The organism is Myxococcus dinghuensis, from assembly GCF_024198235.1.
GTDB lineage: Bacteria > Myxococcota > Myxococcia > Myxococcales > Myxococcaceae > Myxococcus > Myxococcus dinghuensis.
Genome location: NZ_JAKCFB010000012.1, coordinates 19,659 through 40,847 on the forward strand (window position 1 = coordinate 19,659; position 21,189 = coordinate 40,847).

Consider the following 21,189-nt stretch of genomic DNA (forward strand, 5'->3'; position numbering starts at 1 on the left):
TACGACGAGAGGTTCCGGACTGCCGCTTGCTGGCGAAGGCCAGGAACGCTCTACGGAACCGGGGCCATTCAGGCGCTCTTGCGCTCTGTCCAGAAGGTGCAGTAACGAGCCGACATGGAATTCGTCCGCTGGTCCGCGCTCGCGCTTCTGGTTTTGTTTTCTGGATACACGCTTTACGCCAGTCGCACCGAGAACTTCTGGCGTTCGCTGCGGACTGTGATGGCCCTGAAATGGGGCCGACAAGTCACCGCCGATTTGTATCTGGGCCTCCTCCTGTTCAATTTCTTTGTCTATCTGAACGAGGCTTCGGTCTGGGTCATGATTGCGTGGCTGATCCCGACGCTGATTCTGGGAAACATCGTGCCGCTGATCTACTTCGTGCTGCATTTCGAAGCGTTGGTCGGTCGATTCCTGTGAGCGCTCGTTCCTGACGGCTGCGCGTGACCTGACGTGCCCAGGGTTCTTCGGACCGCCTGAAGCTCGGGACGAAGTCGTCTCCAGGGCCCCAGGCAGGTCGCTTTCAAGCCTCTCGGCGTGTGATGGACATGAGTCCTGGGGGGATGGGGTCCCCTGGCGTCCACCCTTCGAGGGCGCTCGAGAGCCGCGCCACCTGCCGCGCGAGGGGTGCCACGGCCTTCGGAACGCGTGTCGTGTCGAGCCAGGCGGACTTCACGCCCTCGGGTGTTTCGCGCTCGAGCGTCACGCGAGTCGCGGCGTCCGACGCGTCGAAGTCCAGGTCCTCGGGATCGACGTCCGCGGCGCGGGTCCAGGCGACGAGTTCCTCGGGTGTCATCCTCGCGTCGACTGCGCCGCCACCGGGAAGCTGGAGTCGCGCGGCTCCGTCCGAATGGACGGACAGCGTTCGTGCTCCGGTCGTCCACCGCGTGAGCGTCCCCACGATGACAGGTGACTGGTGCGGGTCGTCGTCCATCTCGGAGGTGGAGGGCAGGGGGCCTGGGTACAGCTCCTCCGCCGAGGTGAGCGGCTGCTCGGTGGAGAGTTCGGTGCGCGCGTTCCACGTGCCCGTTCGCAGCAGCCAGCCCACGAAGTCTCGCGCGCGCGCCATCGATTCGGGATACCCCCGCTGATCGATTCTCACGCCGTCCGGATGGACCGCGACCAGCACTCCATCGGTTGGATACTCCGTGGGGTGGGTGATGCGCCAGTCGCGCGCCGCGCGCGCATCCCGCACGTGGCCGGCGAGGAAGAACTGCCGCCCGTCCACCGGGTCCCTCCAGGCCCAGGGAAGCGCGCCGAGGTGGTCTTCGATGACAGCGACGTCGATGGGACCGTCTATGCGGGTGAGCCAGGCGCTCTCGAAGCTCACGAGGCATGCCTCCACGGAAGGGTCGAGCTACGGCACGGTGGTTCTCAGGTGCCCGGCCTCGACGATGGGGTGCTCGAAGGCCTTGCTCTGGGGCGCGTTCGAACCTCTCACGCTTGCCTGAACCACGGGCGGGGCGACGCCGAGGGTGAACACCTCGCGCTGGCTCACGGATCCCGGACCGGTTTGCTGATGCCTCCCCAGTCGTCGTAGTAGCCCTTGAACAGGTAATGCCGCAGGTCGGGGGCCTCGGGCATCAAGGGGGCCACGGGCCAGTCCGCATCAGCGGGTTGAAGGGTGACGTCCCAGCCCAGGAGGGTGAGCCCCAGGCCTCGGGCGATATGCGCCAGCTCCCTCGCGGCGGCTTCGTGCTCGGGGTGTGTCGCGAACCACTCCGGGCTGACGAGGTCGAACATCTCGTGACGGGGCTCACCGTCGGGATGCGAGAAGCGGTGCCAGACTCCAGCGACCACTGGTGCCACGGCACTCAAGAGCAACTGGAAGTACTCGGCGGATGGCTCCGGGTCACCCTCCTCGAACGTCAGCTCGGCCCGGCTGGGCGGGAGCCCAGCGCTCAGTGGGCACTCGATGTCGTAGTAGTTGTTGATGTCTCGCGGCGTGGTCTGCACGGTGGCGGGGTGGCGCAGGAGCCGAGTGACGTTCTGCCGCAGCACCTCGAGCTGGCGCTCTTGGGTCGCTGGCTGCGTGGCTGGTTCCTCCCAGTATGGCCAGTTCTCCACGTAGATCCTGCGAAGCCGCGCCCTCAGTTCTCGTTCCATCGGGTCCATCAGAATCCTCTCACGAACCGCACGGAGATCTCCTGGCGAATGTCAGCCACGGTACGAGACCCGTTCTGGATGGCCGTCGCATACGCCTGGATCTGCGCCTTGGTCAACGTGAGCTGCCCACCTTGGACATAGAGGGAGTTCACTTTCAGGCCACCCCCTGATTTCAGTCCGACCCAGCCCTCGAGGCGGTAGTTTCGCAGGCTGGTGATGCGGAGGTGGTTGTTTCCGGTGGGGATGATGTTGCGGCCGCCCTTCCCGGCGAGGGCCTGCTCGATGAGGGTGAAGAGTTCCCGGTGGTTCGTGAGGGTCCGCTCCGGGAAGAACGAGGTGATGTGCGTGGGGGCCTCGTGAGCCAGTTCCCCGATGCGTCGGACGGGGTCGAAGTTCTCGACCGTGTGGGCAAAGAGGATGTGGTCCAGTTGCTGCCGTGGCACCTCGACACTGAGCTTGTTCGCAGTCGTGACGTGGGTGGGGATGTCGCGAGCATCCGGCCGGGGCGGCTTGAGCAGATCGGGTTTCTCCAGGCCATGGACGTCCTTGGAGAGCTTGGGCAGGACCTCTTCCTCCAATTGACGAAGCCTCGATGCCTCCGCCTGGCTCAGCGGGCTCGTCCGTCGCAGACGGTCATATTCCCCCTTCGCCTTGTTCAGCTCGGCGCGCATCCGGTCGGCGAAGTCCTCCAGTGACTCCGCGTGGGGCCACGGGTTCCGGGCGTTCGCCGGGGTCGTTCCCGCCTTGGCCAGGTCATCCGCGTGGACCTTGTTGAGGTAGTCCTGGGGATTGGTGCTCTTTCGGAGCTCCGCGAGTTGTTTGTCGCTGAGCCGTGTCGCTCCAGGTGTGTGGACGTCGGCCTCGGTGAGGGGCCCCTGGACCAGCAACACCCAGGGGTTGATTCGCCCCTCCAGGCGGAAGCGACGACCCTGGAGAAGGATGCGGAAGCCCTTGAACCGGGTGCGACTCAACAGCCTGCCGCCAAGCGCGCGCAGGCTTTCGACGCCTCGTGTGATGCCGCGCCCCACGCCTCCGAGCAGGACCTTGCCGCCCTTGAGCACGTAGTTGGCGCCGCCGCGCAGCGCGCGCGCCGCCTTCGAAACCCCCTCGGCCAACGCCTGCGCGCCCTTCACCGCGCCCCGGGCCGTGGCCCGAGCTCCCTTGAGCACCAGTCCGCCGGCCTTGAACGTCAGCAGGGAGATGAGCTCGATGGCGCCCGCCGCCATGCCCTTCGCCAGGCTCTTGCCGCCGCCCGCGATGTCTCCGTTCCAGCCCTTCTGCAGGAAGTCGCGGACGTGTCCGGCCAACTGCATCACCATGAGCCCCGTGAAGAGCGACCCCATCACGCTCATGATGGGCGGGAGCGCCGCCAGGAGGGCGCCACCCGTCAGGATGTTGGCGATGATGAACCCAGCCAGCGCGATGACGCCGCCCGCGAGCACATAGGGCCAGTTCGCGGACCACCACGCGGCCAGCCCCTTCTTCATCGCCTCCCACTTGATGGCCGCGCGCTCGCGAGGCGTGAGGCCGTCGTCCGGGAACGTCTCCTGTCCGGGCTCCGTCTGCGTCTGGGCCGCTGGAGCATGACCGGACGCGGGAAGTCCCAGCGCGGCGTCGAGCGTCCGGTGCGCCTCGGTGGACTCTCCGAACACGACCGTCCCGTCGCCACCGCCCGTCTGTCGATGGAGGTCCGCCAGGAGCGGGGGAGGCAGCGGTTCTCCCGTGGCCACCTCGTCCACGCCGACGTTGGCCTCCGTCCAGGGAGGGCCAGGGAGTGGCGCGTCGGCACCTGTGTCGGGCGTGGCCTGGGGTGTGGCGGGCCTCGTGCCCTCCGGGGACGCCGCGACCGCTGGCGGCATGCGCCCGGCCGCGGCGAGCTCCGCGGGGGACAGGGGTTGGTCGAGGTTGCCCCCGAGCAGCTCCTCGTAGGCCGCCGTCTCGAACTGGCCAGGGGCCGTCTTCGCTGCCGCGACGAGGTCCGCGAAGCGGGCGAGCAGCTCCTGCAACTCGCCGCTGATGAGCATGCCGACCACGGTGAGGATGCCGTTGTAGATGCTCTGGACGAGCCCCAGCGCCTTGTCGATGGTCTCCGCCAGGAAGTCCAACACGGCCGCGACGCCCTTCTTGAGGACCTCCGCGGCGGTGTTGACGATCCGCGTGGCCGTCTCGACCGCCTGGTCGATTCGCCGCAGCATGCGGTCGCGGATGTCGGGGAAGGCCGCCAGGGCGATGCTCACCAGTCCCTTCAGGACGGCCCCATAGGCCTGGATGAGCCCGACGACGGCCTTGCGCGCCAGCTCGATGGCCGCGAGCGCCAGCTTCTTCGCGGCGTCGAAGATGGCTTTGACCGCCTTGCGCAGGTTGTCATAGACGAAGTTGACGGCGGCCTTGAGGCCGTCGATGAGCGCCTTCGCCTTCGACCGCGCCCAACCCCAGAAGCCGCTGGATTTCTTCTTCGCCTCGCGCTTCTTGCGTTCGGCCTCGGCGTCCGCGCGCTGCTGCTCCGCGCTCGTGTCCTGCTCGGCCTTGGCGATGTGGGCGTCGGCCTCGCTGTTGCCTTCTCGTGTCTTGGTCGAGATGCGGTCGTGGTGCTCCGTCCTCGCGGTCTCGGCCTTGCCCTGGAAGTCGGCTTCGACGCGCGCGTGCTCCCCATCCCAGTCACGTCGCGCGAGGCCGACGGCGGCGCGGGCCGTGGATTGCGCATCCGTCTGGGTGGAGCGGGCCTCGTCGCCCAGCTCGGCGATGTCCTCGTGGGCCTGTGCGTGGGCCGCTTCGGTGTCGCTCTCGTACCTCGATTGTTCCTGGGCGTAGCGCTGCTGCTCGGCGCCGACGCGCTCCTGGAGCGGAGGGGAGGCCCCAGCGTCGATGGAGGCCCGCGCCTCGGAGGGAATCGACGGCGCGGCGGCGGAGACTTCCGGCGTGGCCGTGGTGGCTCCCGCCTCCGTGAGGCGCGGCCGGAGCATCGAAGGGTCGGGCTCCGGGAAGATGGCGTTCTCTCCGAAGTCCCCCTGGATGGCCTGGGCGGCATCGAGGCGAGCGGCGTGCGTCTGCTGGTCCGACGCGCCGTAGGCCGACTCCAGTTGGGTCGGATCCGCCTCGCCGCTCAGGTCGACGGAAGGACGCTCCGTGGCCCGTGTCGGCACTCCGGTGCCTGGCTGGCTGACTCCGTCGAGGGCCCCCTGGGCGCTTCGGGCAAGCTCCCGGTCGCCGTCGGACTGAGCGTCGCGCAACTCGCCCGTGCTCCCCGCGAGGACCGTGGGAGTGGGAGCGGGCAGGGCCGGGGCTTCGGGCACCAGCGCTCCCACGAGGGGCGCGTTCATCCTGGTGGATGCGGCGCTCGCCTGGAGCGGAGCTGTCGCCGGAGTGGCCGCCATGGAGCGGGCCTGCTCCGGGGGAACGTGTTCCTGGGCGGGAATCCCCGTGGGGGTGGGCACCACGGGGAGGCGCGCCTGGGCCTCGTCGCGCTGGGCCTGGAGGACGCCGGCGGATGCCTCGCTGGCCTGGGTGTACGCGGACAGGGCCGCCGTGGCGGGTGTCCGGGCGAGGGACTCCAGCACGGCGCCGGGGCTGCCCGTGTCGAGGGTGGCTGGCGCCTCGGCCATGGCACCTGTCCCCCCGCCACCGCCTCCAATCGAGGCTCCATCCGGCGTCGCCGGAGACTCCGCCCTCGCCGCCGTCCGGGCGGATTTGGATTCCTTCTCGGGTCCTGTCCGGGCCTCGGCCCTGCCTCGCCCTGGCGCGTCGGTGCTCGCCACTTCTGGGGCGCCTGTCGCCGCGTCGACATCGGTATCGCTCGTGGCAGGCCACGCTGTGTCGGCCCCATCGACGCGTGGACTCGCGTTCGCCGTGGCGGTGGCCGTGTCAGCGGCGTCTGCCTCCCATGCGCTCGGAGCCCCGGTCGCCGTATCGGAGGGGCCGCGCTCTGGGGCGCGCATCCCGGTGCGCGGTGTCAGGCTCGATTCGGAGCCCAGGTATCGCGGAACGCCAGGGCCCTCGTGTTCGCGTGCTCCGAACTCACCGGGCGCCGGTCCTCGCCCTCCGAGATACACGGGGAGCGTCTCGACTTCCGGTGACCCCTGTCCACCGAGGTATCGCGGAACGTGGTCCCGACCCCGACGTGAGCCCTCGGGCTCGGGTGTCTCCTCCGAGTCGCGCTCCTCCCGCTCTCGCTCCCGAAGGCGCGGCGGACGTGGAGCGCCGCGCTCCCTCGACGCGGTGTTCGTCGAGCGGGCGACGCGTTCTTCCTTGCGCGAGCTGCGGCGAAACATGGGGACCGACCCTCCGACTACTTCCTGTGACGAGGCGGGTAGTAGAGCTCGTACGTCCCTCGGGCCGTGTCGTTGGCTCCGCCGACGATGAGGACACGGCCGTCATTGAGCAGGACCGCGGCGTGGTAGGAGCGCGCCACGCTCAGCGACGACACGGTGCTCCAGGTGCCGGAGTGCACGTCGTACAGCTCGACGCTGTCGAGGATGCCCCCATGCTCGTGGCCGCCGCCGGTGACGAGGACATGGCAGGTGGGCAGCAGGGTGGCGGTGTGCTTGCGGCGTGGCCCGGCCATGTCGCCCACCCGCGTCCAGGTCCCCTCCGCCGGGTCATACACCTCCGCGGAGCCGCTGATGTCCGTGAAGGGCGTGCCTCCCGCCACGAGCACGCGGCCGTCCTGCATCAGCGTGGCCGTGTGCTCGGAGCGCTCGCTCTCCATGTCGCCCGCGGGCGTCCAGGTCCCCGTGGCGGGGTCATACAGCTCGGTGGAACGCAGCGGCTTCGAGGACGCATCCAGTCCCCCCGTCACGAGCACACGCCCCTCCGGCAGCAGCGTGGCGGTGTGCATGCTGCGGCCCGTGCCCAGCGTGCCCGTGGCCGTCCAGGTGTCGCTCCTCGCCGTGTACAGCTCGCACGTGTCGAGCCCCCGTGTGTCCGGGTTGTAGCCTCCCGTCACCAGCACCTGGCCATGGTTCAGCCGCGTGGCGGTGTGGGAGATGCGTCCCACGCTCATCGGCGCCGTGGCCCGCCACGTGTCCGTCAGTGGGTCGTGGAGTTCGGTGGTCTTGGATTGACTCTCTCCGCCCGTGACGAGGACCTGGCCATGTCCCTCCAACAAGGTGGCCGTGTGGAACCGGCGGTCGACGAGGGAGTCGTGCGCGGCGACCCAGGCATCGGGTGTTCCGAGCGAGGCCGGCACGAACAGATCCACGATGGGCTGGGAGTCCCCGAGGACGAGCACACGGCCATCCGGCCGGAGCACGGCGCGGGGGACGGCCTTCTGGCTGCGACCCGCGGGGCGCGGAAGCTCTGGACGGCCTCCGCGGAACCGGAAGATGTGGCGACCCAGGATGGAGCTGTTCCGGCGGGTGCGAGCCAGCCCGGTGGTGGCGTTGTCATCGAGCAGCGCCCCCGGCGTGCGTGCGCCCGGGAACTCGAAGGCGGTGCCGGCTTCTCCCGTCCCGGACGAGAAGCCGCCGCCCGCGGCGTGGCCTCCCAGGCCGTCACTGCCGCCACCGGACTCGCCCGATTCCCACACCAGGCGGTCGTAGTTCATGACGACGTCGAAGCTGCCCAGGCCCAGGTCGTTGCGGTCCACGAGCAGCAACTGGAAGCGGTTGCGCTTGTCGGAGCGCGCCGCGTGATAGCCGACGTCGATCCAGTTCACGCAGAAGGCCGGGCTGCCCTCGAACGTCGTGGTGCCGTAGCGCACGCGCGCGGAGGTGGCGCCCCTCACGTCCACGTCCGACAGGAAGGGCGCGATGATGGGCGGTGTCCCGGCGCCCATGGGGAAGGGGAGGTACTTGTAGAGCGGCTCCTGGAAGGTGACGTTCCCGTTGGTGTTGATGAAGACCGACGTGTGGAGCGTCCCGAAGAAGTTGACGGGGAAGCCCAGCTCGATGGGGCCCGCCGAGCCGTCGTCGTTGGCGGGGAGCACGTGGGTGTCCGCGCCCTCGCCCAGCACGAGGGTGGATGTCGTGGGCCCGGGTTCCGGTGATGGGGTGGGCATCTGCCATTCCTCCATGGACTCGCGTGTCGGGATGCCAGGGAAACGAAGTGGGGTCAGGGCTCGCCCGGAGGCGTGCGGGGCGGCGTCGCCTTCGCGGGCGCCGCCGAAGTGGGGCCAGCGTCACGCAGCTCCGTCGGGACATGCCGACCGAGCTTCTTGTATTCGCTGGCGAAGCCTCTCAAGAGGTCGGCGTACTCGATGGGGCGGGCCTCCTGGCGCGCCAGCACCGCGGCCAGCAGCACGGCGTTGCGGATGTGCCCGCCCGCCAGCTCCGCCATCGCCGACAGCCGGTTCAAGTCCCGGGGGCTCACGCGGTGCCGGGGCCCCAGGTGCGACAGCCACAGCGCCCGCCGCTCCTCGGGCCCCGGCATCGGGAAGTCGATGATGGCGTCGAGCCGGCGCATGAACGCCGGGTCGAACCGGCCCTTGCTGTTGCTCGTCAGCAGCGCGACGCCGTCGAAGGACTCGATGCGCTGGAGCAGGTAGTTCGTCTGCGCGTTGGCGAAGCGGTCGTTCGAATCGCGGATGTCCGTGCGTCGGCCGAACAGCGAGTCCGCCTCGTCGAAGAGGAGCATCACCTCGGCGTGCTCGGCGCGCGCGAAGATCTGCGCCAGGTTCTTCTCCGTCTCGCCGATGTACTTGCTCGTCACGCTGGCCAGGTCCACCCGGTACAGCGGCATGCCCAGCCGGGTGGAGAGCCAGCCCGCGGCCAGCGTCTTGCCCGTGCCCGAGGGGCCCACGAAGAGCGCCGTCACGCCGGTGCGATAGCGCGTCGTCGCGGACGCACCGAGCCCCTCCGACAGGCCGTCCCGCGCGCGGCACCGCAGCGACAACGCCTCCAGCTCCGCGGCGAGCGGGGGCGGGACGACCAGGGCTGCGTCGCTGATGTGCTCGGGCAGCGCCTGGGCCAGCGCTCCCAGTCCGCCCCCATCTCCCGCCCAGGACGCGGCCATCAGGTCCTGGGCCTCGGTGACGGTGCCACCGCGCAGGGCCGCGTGGCGGTGCGCCGCCTGGCCCAGGTGGGCAATCCTCCCCGCGCGATGGCGGTGGGTGTTGGCGAGCTGCGCCGCGAGCACGTCGTCCTGGAGCGCCTCGCGCCAGAGGACCTCTCGCTCGGCGCGCGCGGGGACCGGCAGCGTCCAGGTGAGCAGACTCCCCGAGGGCCATTCGAAGCCGCCCTCGACACCGCCGAGGATGAGGACGGGGCCGTCGTACGCGGAGGGCTGCGGCACGACCTTCCGCTCCCCGGGCGCGAGGTCGAAGCAGAACACCGGCAGCAGCGAGCGCAGCGACAGGAAGGGGCCCAGCGAGTCGAGGCGGTCCGTCTCGATGAAGAGGGGACGCCGCCCCATGGCGGAGGCCAGCGCCGTGGCGACGGTGCGGTGCTCCGCCGTGGAGCCACCGCGCAGGAGCAGCGCGCCGCGCGCCTCGGCCATCAGCGTCCGCGCGTGGCGGTGGACACCCTCGAGCGTGGAGTCGGGCAGGGGAATCGTCGGCAGGGCACCGGGCCCGAGCGTCGTCCCGGGCCACGCGCCATCCTGACCCTGGAGGGCGAGGTAGAGGGGCAGGGGGAGGGCCAGCGACTGCTCGGCGAGGGGCAGCTCCACACCGTGCCGCACGAGCAGTCCGCTCTGGAGGGCGGCGCCCGCCGCGAGGATGTGCAGCGGCGACTGTCCTGGCGGGGCCGCGTCGGCGAGGGCCCGGGAGATCAGCCCGAGGGTCGGACGCGAGCCGCCGGTTGGCGCCTGGACGAAGGCGAGGACGCGCCCCACCACGGGCTCCTCCTCGACGGCGGCGGCCAGTGCCACGACGAGCTGCTCCAGCAGCGTGAGGCCGAGCTGTCCGGCCAGCCGCGCCAACGGGACGTCGCGAGGCGCGGGCGACTCGAGGCAGGCCCGAGCGCCGAGGGCCCAGTCCGAGTGTCGCGCCTCCACGGCCTCCTGGGCCTGCCGCAGGAAGTGGACCTCCAGCCGCGGGGCCTCGTCGGGGCCGAGCTGACGGGCCACGCCCGCCAGGGCGAAGTCACGCAGGGTGAGTGGGGGCTCGTGGGTGGGTTCGGGCATGACGTCGGGACTCTTCAATCGCTCACATCCAGCGCGGGAATCGGTTCGAGGTCGCCCAGGCGGATGGTCTGGACGGGGGGCGTGCGTGACGGGTTTCGAGTGACATCGGTCCCACCCTCAGCCTTCACCGTAGAGGTAGTGGAAGCGCACCACGCGGCCGAGCCAGGGCACCCACCCCGGGTCGAGGTCGAGTCCGAGCCTGCGCGCGCGCAGGTCCGCGTGGCGGATGTCGAGCAGGACGTCCAGGTGTGTGCGCGTGGCCATGATGCGTGCCGGACGCACGGCGAGCGCGCGCAGCCCGAGGCCTCCCTGCCGCAGACACCAGCGCCGCACCGCCACCCGCAAGCCGCGCAGCACCCGCTCCAGGTCGAACTCCAGCCCGCGAGGCGCGGCACCCAGCGCTGGGGCGCCGAACAGCGCGAGCGTCGCATCCCCTCCGGTGGCGCCGAGCCGTCGCGCGATGGCGCCGAACAGCCGCTCCGGCACCTCCGCCTCGATGAGGGACGGGGCCGCGTCGAGCAGGGCAGGGAAGCCGAGCCTCTCGAGGACGGGGATGAGGAAGAGGAGCCCTCCCAGCTTCGTGGGCATCGGTGTCTCGGGCCACGTCAGCCGGTCGGGCCTCGTGGTGGGCTCGGATGGGGCGTCGTCCTTCCTCCGCGACTCCGTGGGAGTCCGGGGGCGTGCGCCCGCGTCCCGAGCTGCTGCGTCCACCGGCCCGGCGGGTGGAGACGTCGGGTTCGCTGGAGGCGCCGAGGCCCTCTCGGGGGGCTCCTCCCGCGTCGAGGTGACCGGCGATGCGGCCCCGGGGCTGGACCCGCGCAGGGGAACTCCCGTCGCACCGTCCTCGAACGTGGCCGGCGCGGCGTCAGGCCGCGCTGCGTCCGCCTGGGTGATGGCGCGCGCGGAGTGGGAGGCTTCCGCTGTCTCCGTGGGCGGCGTGAGCCCCGCCGCGAGTCTCGCGGCCCGCTCGAACAGTCCGCTGTCCGCCAGTCTCGCGCGTCGCTCCACGACGAGCGCCATGGCCGCGAGCCACACCGACCTCGCATCCGCGGGACCCCAGTCGGCGGCCCAGCGTTCGACAGTGGACCGCAGCGCGGCGTGCCCGAGCCCCGCCTCGATGTCGCCCCGGCGCCTGTTCACGTCGGCGGGCGTCGGCGGCGCGCCTCCCGAGACCTGGAGGAGGGCCGCGCCATCGCTCCGCCGCAGCGCGCCCAGCAGTACGTCCAGGCCGCCCCACTGATTGAGCGTCTCCACCAGTCGCGCGGCGGCGCCCAGCCCCGCGCTGCTCGCGAGCGCGGCGGCGAGCGTGCGGCGCAGTTGTTCGTCCCGAGCGCGGGCGGGCGCGAAGTCCGCCACGGCGAGTGGCCAGAACCAGGCAAGCGCCGGCTCGCCTCGCACCAGCCGTCGCGCGAGCGCGAGTGGTGGCTCCGCGTCGTCATGGAAGAAGACCGCGTCCTGGTGAGGCGCGGAGGGCTCCTCGGCGTGGACCGCGGACGCCGCCAGCTCCCGCACCACCCGCTCCAGCGCGAGGGCGACGCTCGAGGGGGGCAGGTGGCCCTGGATGATGCCCACCGGCAGCCGACGGATGACGAGGACCCGGCCACGGCCGGCCTCCGGGAACGAGGCGGTGCGCAGCGCGTCCTCCAGCAGCACGGCGCCGCGACGCACGAGCGCCGGTGTCCGGGCCGTCAGGCGGATCGTCTCCACGTGCCGCGTCGCGCCGTTCACCATGCGGCATCCAGGAAGGGCAACAGCGCGTGACCACCGCGGATGGGGTCCGCGAAGCGGGCCGAGGCGCGCTCCGGCAGCGTCACCGTGGGCGTCGACGTCGACAGCACCCGTGCCCGCACCACGCTGGCTGCGATGTCCTCGACCACCGCCTGCACCGTCTGGCTGCCCGAGCGGATCTGCACCTGCATCCCCACGCGCACGCGCTCTGGATCCACCGCCAGCTCGATGGAGCCGCCCACGCGGGCCTCGGTGGGCTTGGAGACGTGGCCGGACAACAGCTCGTTCACGGGGGCATGGCTCGCCACGAGCATGCCCACGCGCACCAGGTCGTTGACGAGCGAGACGGCCTCGGTCTCCGTGGCGACGACCCGCGCGAACAGCCAGTCGGTCAACAACTGCATCTCGCGACGCGCCGTCACGTCCACCTCTTCCCACCGGGGCAGTCGCGACAGGTCGCGCAGCTCGACGGGCGCGTCGTACTGGCTCATCTGCTCGGCCCACTCCAGGCGGATGGCGGGCAGCACCTCGCTGAAGCGCTGGTAGAGGCCCGTCGCCACCTTCGTCATGTGCTCCAGCAGCGTCGCCGCGTCGCGGGCCACGTCCGGGCGGCCGTGCGCCGTGTCGATGAGGTCCCCCAGCGACAGCTGCTCGCGGGCGCTCTGCTGGAGCTCCAGCCAGGTCCGTGTCTCGAGGATGGCGGGTTGGAAGCGCACGAAGGTGAGCCGCTGGCGGGCGACCAGGTCCTCGCGCGAGGCCAGCAGGCGGGACAGCCCCTGGACGAAGGGGGACGCGGCGCGGCTGGAGACGAGCGGGTATTGCACCGGCAAGCGTTGGAGCGCGCGGGCCTGGGCCCGGACGAAGGTGCGGTGGATGACCTCCAGCCGGTCCAATCCCCCCAGCAGGCCCGGCGCGAGGGAGAACCACTTGAGCGGCGAGTCGCGGACGAGCTCCACGTAGGAGAGCAGCTCGGGCGGCGCGGCGGCGGTGCTGGCGAGCACCTCCGGGAGGATGTCCGGCGCGTAGCCTGGATCCAGCAGGCGCGAGACGTCGCCCCGGGTCAGGTCGAACTGGCGGGGTCGCAGGTAGACGAAGAAGGGGACGTGCCGCGCGAGCACCTGCGAGCGGCGGTCGTTGACGGCCGCGACGCGGACCGTCTCCTCGGCGAGCAGGGCGCGGGCCACGGTGGTGTCCTGGCGCGCCTCGGCCACCTCGCCGTCGACGACCTTCAGGCGCTTGTCCAGCTCCGCCCAGGCCTGCTCGAGGCGGGCCAGGGGGCCCTTGTAGCCCGCCATGGCGTTCACCCGGGTGCGCAGCCGGCGCTCCAGCGCCCGCAGCAGGCCGAGCGTGTTCTCCAGGTGCTGGAGCGCCGTGGAGAAGTACGCCGACTCCGTCCACTTGTAGCGCGCCGTGGCGAGACCGCGCCGGATGTTCTCCGGCTCCTCGTCGATGCGCGAGAGCACGTCTGTCAACAGCCCTGGCTTGTCCACGAGGTCGCGCACCGAGGGGCTCTCCCGGACCAACTGCTTCGTCGCCGTGAGCACCACGCGCCTGGGGCCTCCCGTGGCGACGACCGTCGAGATGCCGCCCAGGGTCAGGTCCGTCACGTCGAGCCCCAGCTCCTTCACGCCGACCAGCCGCCTCACGAGGTCGAGCAGCGGTCGCGTCAGCTCGAGCCGCGTGGTCGTGGCCTGCTCCAGCGCCTCCATCGCGTCCGACAGGCGGATGAGCGTCACCCGGCCCAGGAGGGCGGGGAAGCGCGTCAGGTAGGCGTCCGTGTCGGACCGCACGACCAGCGGGCTGTCGACGAGCGTGCTCCCCTCGTTCGCGGACACGGCGAGCCGGCTGGCCTCCGTGCTGCTGGTGAGCATGAGCTGGCGGATGTGCTGGAGCTCCGCCTGGACGCGCGCGGAGCTCGTGTCGATGAGCTTCGTGGCCTCGGCGTAGAGGCCCTCCACGTTGCCCACCAGGCCCCGCAGGCCGCGCTGGGTGACGGTGGCCTGGGTGCTCGCGGCCACCTTCCGCAGGCGCAGCAGTCCGCGCCGCGCCGCCAGGAAGACGTTGGGGCTGGCCCCCTCGAGGATGACGTCGAAGGGCTGCTCGAGGGTGGTGTCCGCCCAGCGCATGTAGAGCGCCTCCCGCGCCAACAGCTCGGCGGGCTGCCACCGCGTCCCGTCGAACCGGCGGTACCACAGGGGGCCATAGCCGGAGGCGGACAGGTCGCTCGGGCTGTCCCACCAGAACGCGTGGACCTGGCCATCGCCTCGCGACACCGCGACGAGCGCGTCTCCGCCCGTGACGCTCACCAGCTCCATGCCCAGCTTCCACGTCCCGTCGAACCACGCGTGCCGCAGGCCCTTCGTCGCGTCGTCGCCCATGACCAGCACGTCGAGCCGCTTCGTGGTGCTGGAGGAGACGACGGCCTCCAGCCGGTGTCCCTTGGCGCTCGTCACCTGGACGGGCGTCAACGTCTTCTTCGACCCACGGGGCAGCAGCTCTGGACCGCCGCCCTCGTGTCGCCCCGAGATGTGGTGGAGCCAGTAGGGCTCGTCGTCGACATCATCGCTCCCCAGGAAGAGCACCTCGACGTCCAGCTCCCCCGGACAGAGGGCCACGACCTTGTGGACGTACGTCTCGGGCGCGAGCTGTTGCGGCGCCTGGGGCAGGAAGTCGATCCACGTGAACTTGCGCAGGCCGGAGTTGGTGGCCACGAACGCGTCGATGCCCCCCTTGCGGAACGACACGGCGGTGAAGTGCCGGACGGCCGTCGGAGGGACGTCCAGCCCCTGATGCCCGACGGCCTCCCAGCCCTGCGCCAACTTGCGCAGCAGGATCAGATGCGTGGGCGTGTTGCCGCGCCCGCGAGCGAGGAGGACGATGACGGGCTCGCTGCCCGTGTAGAGCAGCTTGAAGTCGATGGGCCCCCAGGGATGGAAGATGCGCTCGAGCGTCGTTCCGCCATCGGTGCCGGTGGCTGGCAGGCGCCTCGAGGTGAGGTACGTGCCGAAGGGAGAGGAGGTGCTCCGCGACAGGACGGCGATGCCCCCCGTGTCCGGCACTCGGGCGGTGGACACTCCGTAGTTGTCACCCCCCAGCAAGCCGGGCTCCGCCCAGGTGCCGTTGACCAGCAGCGTCTCGTCCAGCAATGGCACGCCCGGAGGCGTGTCCTGCGTCTCGTAGGTTCCCTCCTGCGAGCCATAGGGATTGGGGACCGGGAGGTGCTCGCCGGGAATCTGCGGGTCCGGGCCGGGGAAGCGCTCGGACTCCGACTTGTCGCCGGACAGCGCGTTCAGGAGCAGCGTGGCCCTGCGGCGGAGGATCTGCCTCCGGCCCAGCCACTCCTCGAGCCGCGCCAGCGCGGCGTCGATGGCCTGCTGGAACGCGGGGGCCACCTCCTCCTCGCGCAGGAGGTAGGGCTCGAAGTGGGACTCCGGCACGGGGACGAGCACCTGCACGTGCTCGGCCTGGGCGGTGTCCAGCGGCGTTAGCGAACCGCTCGCCTTCGCCACCGCGTCCAGCTGCTCGAGCGGCACCGGGCGGAAGTCCAGGTCGAAGGCCGAGGGGAAGAAGCGGCGCGTGTCGCCCACCGCGCCCAGCTCCAGGCTGATGGCGTGGCGGGGCAACTGCCCCACCGGCGGCAGCAGCGCCAGGGCCTGGAGCGCGGTGCCGTCGTCGATGTCCTCGGGGATGAACGCGGCCAGATGCTCGGAGAGCTGCTGGATGCGGGCCTGCCAGAGCAGCGGCGTCCCGTACGCGGGCAGCAGCGGGGTGCGCGAGCGCGGCGCGCCGCCCGGACGCACCACGGTGGCGCGGTCCACGAAGACGGGCGTGGGTGGCCCCTCGGCGCAGGAGGCCGATTCGAACCCGACGAGCGCCAGCGGGACGCCCACCTCCTCCCAGGGGGCGTGCTGGCCATGGGGGCGCTGCCGCTCGCGCTCGAAGACCTCCCAGGCCAGGCGGTTGCGCCACTGGCCATCCTGCTCCGGCAGGGGCCACTCCGCCGGCCACGCGAAGAGCACCAGCGTGCAGCCGTCCACCAGGCGGTGGTCGTCGAGGGCGCGCGTGTCCAGGTCGACCTCGCCCGGGTCGGTCGGGTCCAAGGGGTCGTCCCGGCGCGTCACCACCGGCACCATGACGAGCACGGCGGCGCGCAGGCCGTACTGCGTGTCGGCCGCCCTCACGTGGGCGAGCGCGTCGAGCGGCAGGCCCGAGGGGCTGTCGCCGGTGCGGTACACGGGCACCTGGTCCACGCGCACGCGGAGGGCGCGAGGCACGTGCACGTCCTCGCCGCTGGCCGTCAGCCCCATCCCCGGCTCGAGGGTGAACACGGGGAACGGGTGCTCGGGGTCCTCGTCGAGGTCATGGTCCAGCCCGACCTCCAGGCCGGAGACGACGCCCGGCGAGCGGACCTGGCCGCGCACGGCGATCCATCCGGAGTGCTGCCGCTGCTCGGCCGCGAGCGCCTCCGCGGAGAGCGCCCGCCCCGTGTAGAGGTGGGGACGGCTGCGCCAGCCGGAGTCGGCGAACGGCTTCAGCGGGGGCTCCACCTGGAGGACGTGCTCGCCGGCGAGCGGCTCCTTCAGCGGTCGGGGACTCATGCGCGGACTTCCTTCCGGTGGGTTCCGGGCTTCATCGGGGGCCTCACCGCCAGACGCCCACGTAGGGCAGGAGGGCCCCGGTGCCGCGGGCGGGTTCGGAGAAATAGGCGGAGGTCTTCACCTGCAGGGACACCACGGGCGCGGACGTCAGCACCACGCGGGCGCGGACGGCGCTGGTGGTCAGGTCCTCCACCACCGCCTGCACCGTCCGCTCGCCGGAGCGAATCGTCACGTGCATGCCCACGCGCACGCGGGATGGGTCCACCGCCAGCTCGATGGAGCCGCCCACGCGGGCCTCGGTGGGCTTGGAGACGTGGCCGGACAACAGCTCGTTCACGGGGGCATGGCTCGCCAGGAGCATGCACACGCGCACCAGGTCGCTGATGAGCGAGACGGCCTCCGGCTCGGTGGACACCACGCGCTGGTACAGCCAGTCCGTCAGCCGCTGCAGTCCGCGCCGCTCGACGACGTCCACCGTGCTCCAGCCGGGCAGGCGCGACAGGTCGCGCAGGTCGACGGGGGTGTCGTACTGGCTCATCCGCTCGGCCCACTCCAGGCGCAGCGCGGGCAGCACCTCCCCGAAGCGCTGGTACAGGCCGGTGGCCACCTTGGCCAGGTCCTCCAACTCGCTGGAGGCGTTGCGGCCCACGTCGGAGCGGCCATGGGCCGTGTCGATGAGGTCCCCCAGCGAGAGCTGCTCCCGCGCGCTCTGTTGCAGCTCGAGCCACGTGCGCTCCTGGAGGAGGGCGGGCTGGAGGCCGACGAAGGCGACGCGCTGCCTCGCGATGAGGTCCTCGCGCACGGCCAGCAGGGTGGACAGGCTCTTCACGTACGGCGAGGACGCCCGGCTGGTGACGACGGGATACTGGATGGGGACACGCTGGACGGCGCGAACCTGGGCCCACTCGAAGGTGCGGTGGATGAGCCCGATGCGGTCCAGCCCATCCAGGAGCCGGGGCGCGAGCGTGAACCAGCGCAGCGGGGAGTCCCGGACCAGCTCGACGAAGGCGAGCAGCTCCGGAGGCGCCGCGGCGGTGCTGGCGAGCACCTGCGGGAGGATGTCCGGCACGAAGCCCGGGTCGAGCAGGCGCGAGGGCGCGTCGCTCGTCAGGTCGCACTGGCGGGGGCGCTGGTAGACGAAGAAGGGCACGTGCTGGTCGAGCACCTCCTGACGGCGCTCGTTGATGTCGTGGACGCGGATCTGCTCCTCCGCCTTCAGGGCGCGCGCCACGGTGACGTCCTGTCGCCCCTCCGCGACCTCCGCGTCCACGACCCCCAACCGCTTGGACAGCGCGGCCCAGTCCTGCTCGATGCGGGCGAGCGCGGCTTCATATCCCGCCACCGCGTTGGCGAAGGGGCGGGTCCGCCGCTCCAGCTCGCGGAGCAACACGAGCATGTCCTCCAGGTGCTGCACGGCGGTGGTGAAGTACTCGTTCGGCGTCCAGGTGCGGACCGGCGGGACCTTGAGCGTCGCCTCGATGCCGTCGGGTTCGGCCGTGAGCCGCTGGAGGACGCTCGTCAGCGCGTCGGGGCTCTTCACCAGCGTGTCCAGGGGGATGCTCTCGCGGCTGACGGCCCTGGTGCCGCTCACGAAGAAGACCCGCGGGGGCGTCGCGCTGGAGTCGTACAGGGCGATGCCCGACAGGTTCATGCCCGTCACGTCGAGCTGGAGCTCCTTCACCAGCTCCACCAGGCGTCGGGTCAGCGAGGCCCGCGTCAGCGTGGCCTGGACCAGCGTCTCGCGGGCGTCCTCCTTGCTGCTCGGGTCCTCGACCTCCGGGACGAAGCGCCGCTTGAGGAAGCGGTTGAAGTAGTGCTCGATGTCGGCGCGCGCCGACAGCGGGCTCTGCACCATGGTGGCGCCGAGGATGGGAGACACCACCAGGCGGCTGGCCTCCGTGCTGCCGCCGAGCATCAGCTGCCGCACGTTCTGGGTGTCCGCCTGCAACTGGGAGGAGCCCGCCTGGATGAGGTCGTCCACGCGGTTCAGCAGGCTCCGCGTCTGGGCGAGGGTGCCTCTCAGGCCCTGCTCCTCCACGAGCGCGCGTGTGCCGTCCGGCAGCATCTTGAGGTGCTGGAGGCCCTTGAGCGTGGCCAGGAAGACCTCGGGTGTGCCGCCGGAGATGGCCGCGTCGAACACCGCGCCCGCGCTGGGCAGCGGCTCCTGGGACAGCGTGCGTGCCGGGTGCCACTTGTCGCCGTCGAACCACGCGTAGAGGAGGAGCGTCGTCGCGTCGGGCATGGCCCGCCAGAAGGCATGCAACTGCCCATCCAGCCGGGACACGACCTGGAGGCTGGAGCTGCCATCCACCGTGCTCACCGCGGTCTCGTCGAAGGTCCAATCCGCCTGGAAGCGGCCGTGGGTGATGAGGGCGGGCCCCATGACGAGGACGTCGAGGACGTCCTTGCTGGACCGGCAGGCCGCCAGGAGGTTGCCCGTGGCGCTGTTCACCTCGACCAGGGTGATGTCCGTCAGCATCGAGTTGCCGGCCTCGTGGACGCCGGAGAGGTGGTGGAGCCAGGCGGGCTCTCCGTCGCCGTCGTCGTCCTTCTTCGCGAGCAGGAGCAGGTCGATGCGGCGGGTGTTGTTCGCCTCCTCGCGCTGGAGGGCCTTCATGCTGAACACCTCCCGGTCCGTCATCTGCGTCAGCGCGACGACGGGGGGCTGCTCCTTGCGCTCGTCCACCCAGGTGAAGGCGAGGATCCGGTGCGCCGTCACCGAGTCCACCGTCGTCGTGGCGGCGGCGAACACGTCGATGCGCCCCTCACCCCAGCAGACGGCGGTGAAGTCGGAGATGTCCGTCGCCTGGGTCCGCTGCGTCTCCTCCCAGCGCCAGTTGCTGCCGGCCGTGTGGTGGTAGACGCGCGCGAACCAGGTGTCCGGCGTGAGGCTGGGGCCTCCTGGCGGAGGCGGCGGGCCAGGCTCGCTGACCAGGACCACCACCGCGGGGTCGCGGTCGTTCCAGACCACGCGGAAGCCGCGCAGGGTCTGCGTGGTGTCCCCCAGCGTGCCGACGAGGGTCTCCCAGGGTTGCCAGGTGTCCGAGAAGCTCGTCAACGCGAGCGTGTCCCCGCCCTGCCGCGCGGCCAGTCCGAACCGGTCCGCGCCGGACGCGGTCGACATGGCGGTGGAGACCTCCTCCGCGTCGAAGCCGAGCAGCGCCGGTGTTCCCCAGAGGCTGTTCTCGCCTTGGGGAGGGAGGACCTCGTCGAGCGCCGGGACGCTGTTGCTGACGATTCCGTAGTCCGCCTCCTCCGGGCCATAGGGGTTCGGGTCGGGCTTGGGCCTGGGCTCCTCGCCGGGCACGCGTTGGGGGTCCGGCTCCGGGTACCGCTCGGCCTTCGTCTTGCGGCCCTCCAGCGCGTTGAGGAGCAGCGTGGCCTTGCCGCGCAGGTCCTCGCGCCGCCGCAGCCATTCGCCCAGTCGCGCGAGCGCGGCCTCGATGGCGTCCTGGAACTCGGGGCCCACCTCCTGCCGGCGCAGGAGCTGGGGCTGGAAGTGGGCCTCGGGCACGGGGACGAGCACGCGCACGCGCTCGGACCGCGAGGTGCTCAGCGGCGCCAGCGAGGCGCTCGCCTGGGCCACCCCGTCCAACTGCTCGAGCGGGACGGGCACGAACTCCAGCTCGAAGGACTCGGGGAAGAAGCGGCGCGCGACGCCCACCTCGCCCAGCTCCACGCTCAGCGCGTTGCGCGGCAGCATGCCCACGGGCGGTAGCTGGTCCAGCGCCAGCGTCGCGGTGCCGTCCTCGACGTCCTCCGGCGCGAACGCGGCCAGGTGTTCGGAGAGCTGCTGCATGCGCGCCTGCCAGAGCAGGGGCGTGCCCTGCGAGGGAAGGAGCGGGGTGCGCGCGCGAGGAGCGCCGCCCGTACGGACCACGGCGGCGCGGTCGATGAAGAGCGGCGTCGCGGGCGGGCCTTCCTCCTCCGGCGGGTCGAAGCCGATGAGGGCCAGCGGCACGCCCACCTCCTCCCAGGGGGCATGTTCGCCATGAGGGCGCAGGCGCTCGCGCTCGAAGAGCTCCCACGCGAGCCGGTTGCGCCACTGGTCGTCCTTCTCCGGCAGGGGCCAGTGCGGCGGCCACGCGTAGAGCACCACGGCGCAGCCATCCACGAGCTGTTCGTCCTCGAAGGCCGCGTCCTCCGGCGTGGCCTCGCATGGATCCACGTCGGCGGCGGGCGGCGCCTGGCGGTGGGTCTCCAGCGGCACCAGGACGAGCACGGCCGCGCGCAGGTCGGCGTGGGTCTTCGGGATGTCCGCCTCCGCCCGGTCCGAGAGGATGCTGACGTCGAAGTCCACCGGCCCCTCCGGCCGCTGCTGCCAGTAGGCGAGCAGCCGGTCCACGCGGATGCGGGCGGCGCGTGGCATCACCACGTCCTCTCCCGTGGCGAGCAGCCCCATGCCGGCGCTGATGCGCAGCAGGAACGTCGGCGCGCCACCCGGGGTGGACGCCTCCTCCTGCTCCAGGCGCACCTCGAGCCCGGCGATGACGCCCGGGGCCCGCATCTGCCCGCGCAGCGCGAGCCGGCCGGCGCGCTGCCGTTGCTCGGAGTCGAGCGCCTCCTCGGAGAGCGCGCGGCCGTTGTAGAGGTGGGGGCGGCTGCGCCAGTCGGCGTCGACCGACGGGCGCGGGCGCGGCTCCACCTGGAGGATGTGCTCGTCGGGGAGCGACTCCTTCAGCGGTCGGGTGTTCATGGGCTG

Annotated in this window: 9 protein-coding genes; 1 reads left to right on the forward strand and 8 read right to left on the reverse strand. The window is 71.6% G+C overall.

Annotation, left to right across the window (positions count from 1 at the left end; genetic code table 11):
* The first annotated feature begins 114 nt into the window (after window positions 1-114).
* A complete protein-coding gene (locus LZ198_RS17845) occupies window positions 115-417 on the forward strand; it encodes a hypothetical protein (protein ID WP_253973194.1) in 303 nt (100 codons plus the stop codon).
* Window positions 418-520: 103 nt separating this feature from the next.
* On the opposite strand, the gene LZ198_RS17850 is transcribed toward LZ198_RS17845, so the two are convergent.
* From LZ198_RS17850 to LZ198_RS17885, 8 genes are all read right to left on the reverse strand, one after another.
* A complete protein-coding gene (locus LZ198_RS17850; RefSeq protein WP_253973195.1) occupies window positions 521-1,327 on the reverse strand; it encodes a hypothetical protein in 807 nt (268 codons plus the stop codon).
* 164 nt (window positions 1,328-1,491) lie between these two features.
* Window positions 1,492-2,103 carry a hypothetical protein gene (locus LZ198_RS17855; protein WP_253973196.1) on the reverse strand — a complete coding sequence of 204 codons (612 nt, stop codon included), beginning with the start codon at window positions 2,101-2,103 and terminating at the stop codon, window positions 1,492-1,494.
* Window positions 2,104-2,111: 8 nt separating this feature from the next.
* A complete protein-coding gene (locus tag LZ198_RS17860; RefSeq protein ID WP_253973197.1) occupies window positions 2,112-5,705 on the reverse strand; it encodes a hypothetical protein in 3,594 nt (1,197 codons plus the stop codon).
* 683 nt (window positions 5,706-6,388) lie between these two features.
* Window positions 6,389-8,098: a Kelch repeat-containing protein gene (locus tag LZ198_RS17865; RefSeq protein ID WP_253973198.1), complete on the reverse strand. Its 1,710-nt coding sequence runs from the start codon at window positions 8,096-8,098 to the stop codon at window positions 6,389-6,391.
* A gap of 53 nt (window positions 8,099-8,151) precedes the next feature.
* Window positions 8,152-10,161 carry an ATP-binding protein gene (locus LZ198_RS17870; RefSeq protein WP_253973199.1) on the reverse strand — a complete coding sequence of 670 codons (2,010 nt, stop codon included), beginning with the start codon at window positions 10,159-10,161 and terminating at the stop codon, window positions 8,152-8,154.
* Window positions 10,162-10,278: 117 nt separating this feature from the next.
* Complete coding sequence (locus LZ198_RS17875) at window positions 10,279-11,892, reverse strand: hypothetical protein (RefSeq protein WP_253973200.1); 1,614 nt, start codon at window positions 11,890-11,892, stop codon at window positions 10,279-10,281.
* The gene (locus LZ198_RS17880) at window positions 11,886-16,487 is read right to left on the reverse strand and encodes a hypothetical protein (protein ID WP_253973201.1); all 4,602 of its coding nucleotides are present in this window, start codon (window positions 16,485-16,487) and stop codon (window positions 11,886-11,888) included. Before LZ198_RS17880 ends, LZ198_RS17875 begins: the two co-directional genes overlap by 7 nt.
* Window positions 16,488-16,530: 43 nt before the next feature.
* Window positions 16,531-21,183, reverse strand: a complete 4,653-nt coding sequence (locus LZ198_RS17885; RefSeq protein ID WP_253973202.1) for a hypothetical protein — start codon at window positions 21,181-21,183, stop codon at window positions 16,531-16,533.
* Window positions 21,184-21,189: the final 6 nt, after the last annotated feature.

Excerpts from the sequence above, each read along its gene's own strand:
- LZ198_RS17845 (WP_253973194.1), top strand. The coding sequence starts at position 115 with ATGGAATTCGTCCGCTGGTCCGCGCTCGCGCTTCTGGTTTTGTTTTCT.
- LZ198_RS17855 (WP_253973196.1), bottom strand. The coding sequence starts at position 2,103 with ATGGAACGAGAACTGAGGGCGCGGCTTCGCAGGATCTACGTGGAGAAC.
- LZ198_RS17860 (WP_253973197.1), bottom strand. The coding sequence starts at position 5,705 with ATGGCCGAGGCGCCAGCCACCCTCGACACGGGCAGCCCCGGCGCCGTG.
- LZ198_RS17865 (WP_253973198.1), bottom strand. The coding sequence starts at position 8,098 with ATGCCCACCCCATCACCGGAACCCGGGCCCACGACATCCACCCTCGTG.
- LZ198_RS17870 (WP_253973199.1), bottom strand. The coding sequence starts at position 10,161 with ATGCCCGAACCCACCCACGAGCCCCCACTCACCCTGCGTGACTTCGCC.
- LZ198_RS17875 (WP_253973200.1), bottom strand. The coding sequence starts at position 11,892 with ATGGTGAACGGCGCGACGCGGCACGTGGAGACGATCCGCCTGACGGCC.
- LZ198_RS17880 (WP_253973201.1), bottom strand. The coding sequence starts at position 16,487 with ATGAGTCCCCGACCGCTGAAGGAGCCGCTCGCCGGCGAGCACGTCCTC.
- LZ198_RS17885 (WP_253973202.1), bottom strand. The coding sequence starts at position 21,183 with ATGAACACCCGACCGCTGAAGGAGTCGCTCCCCGACGAGCACATCCTC.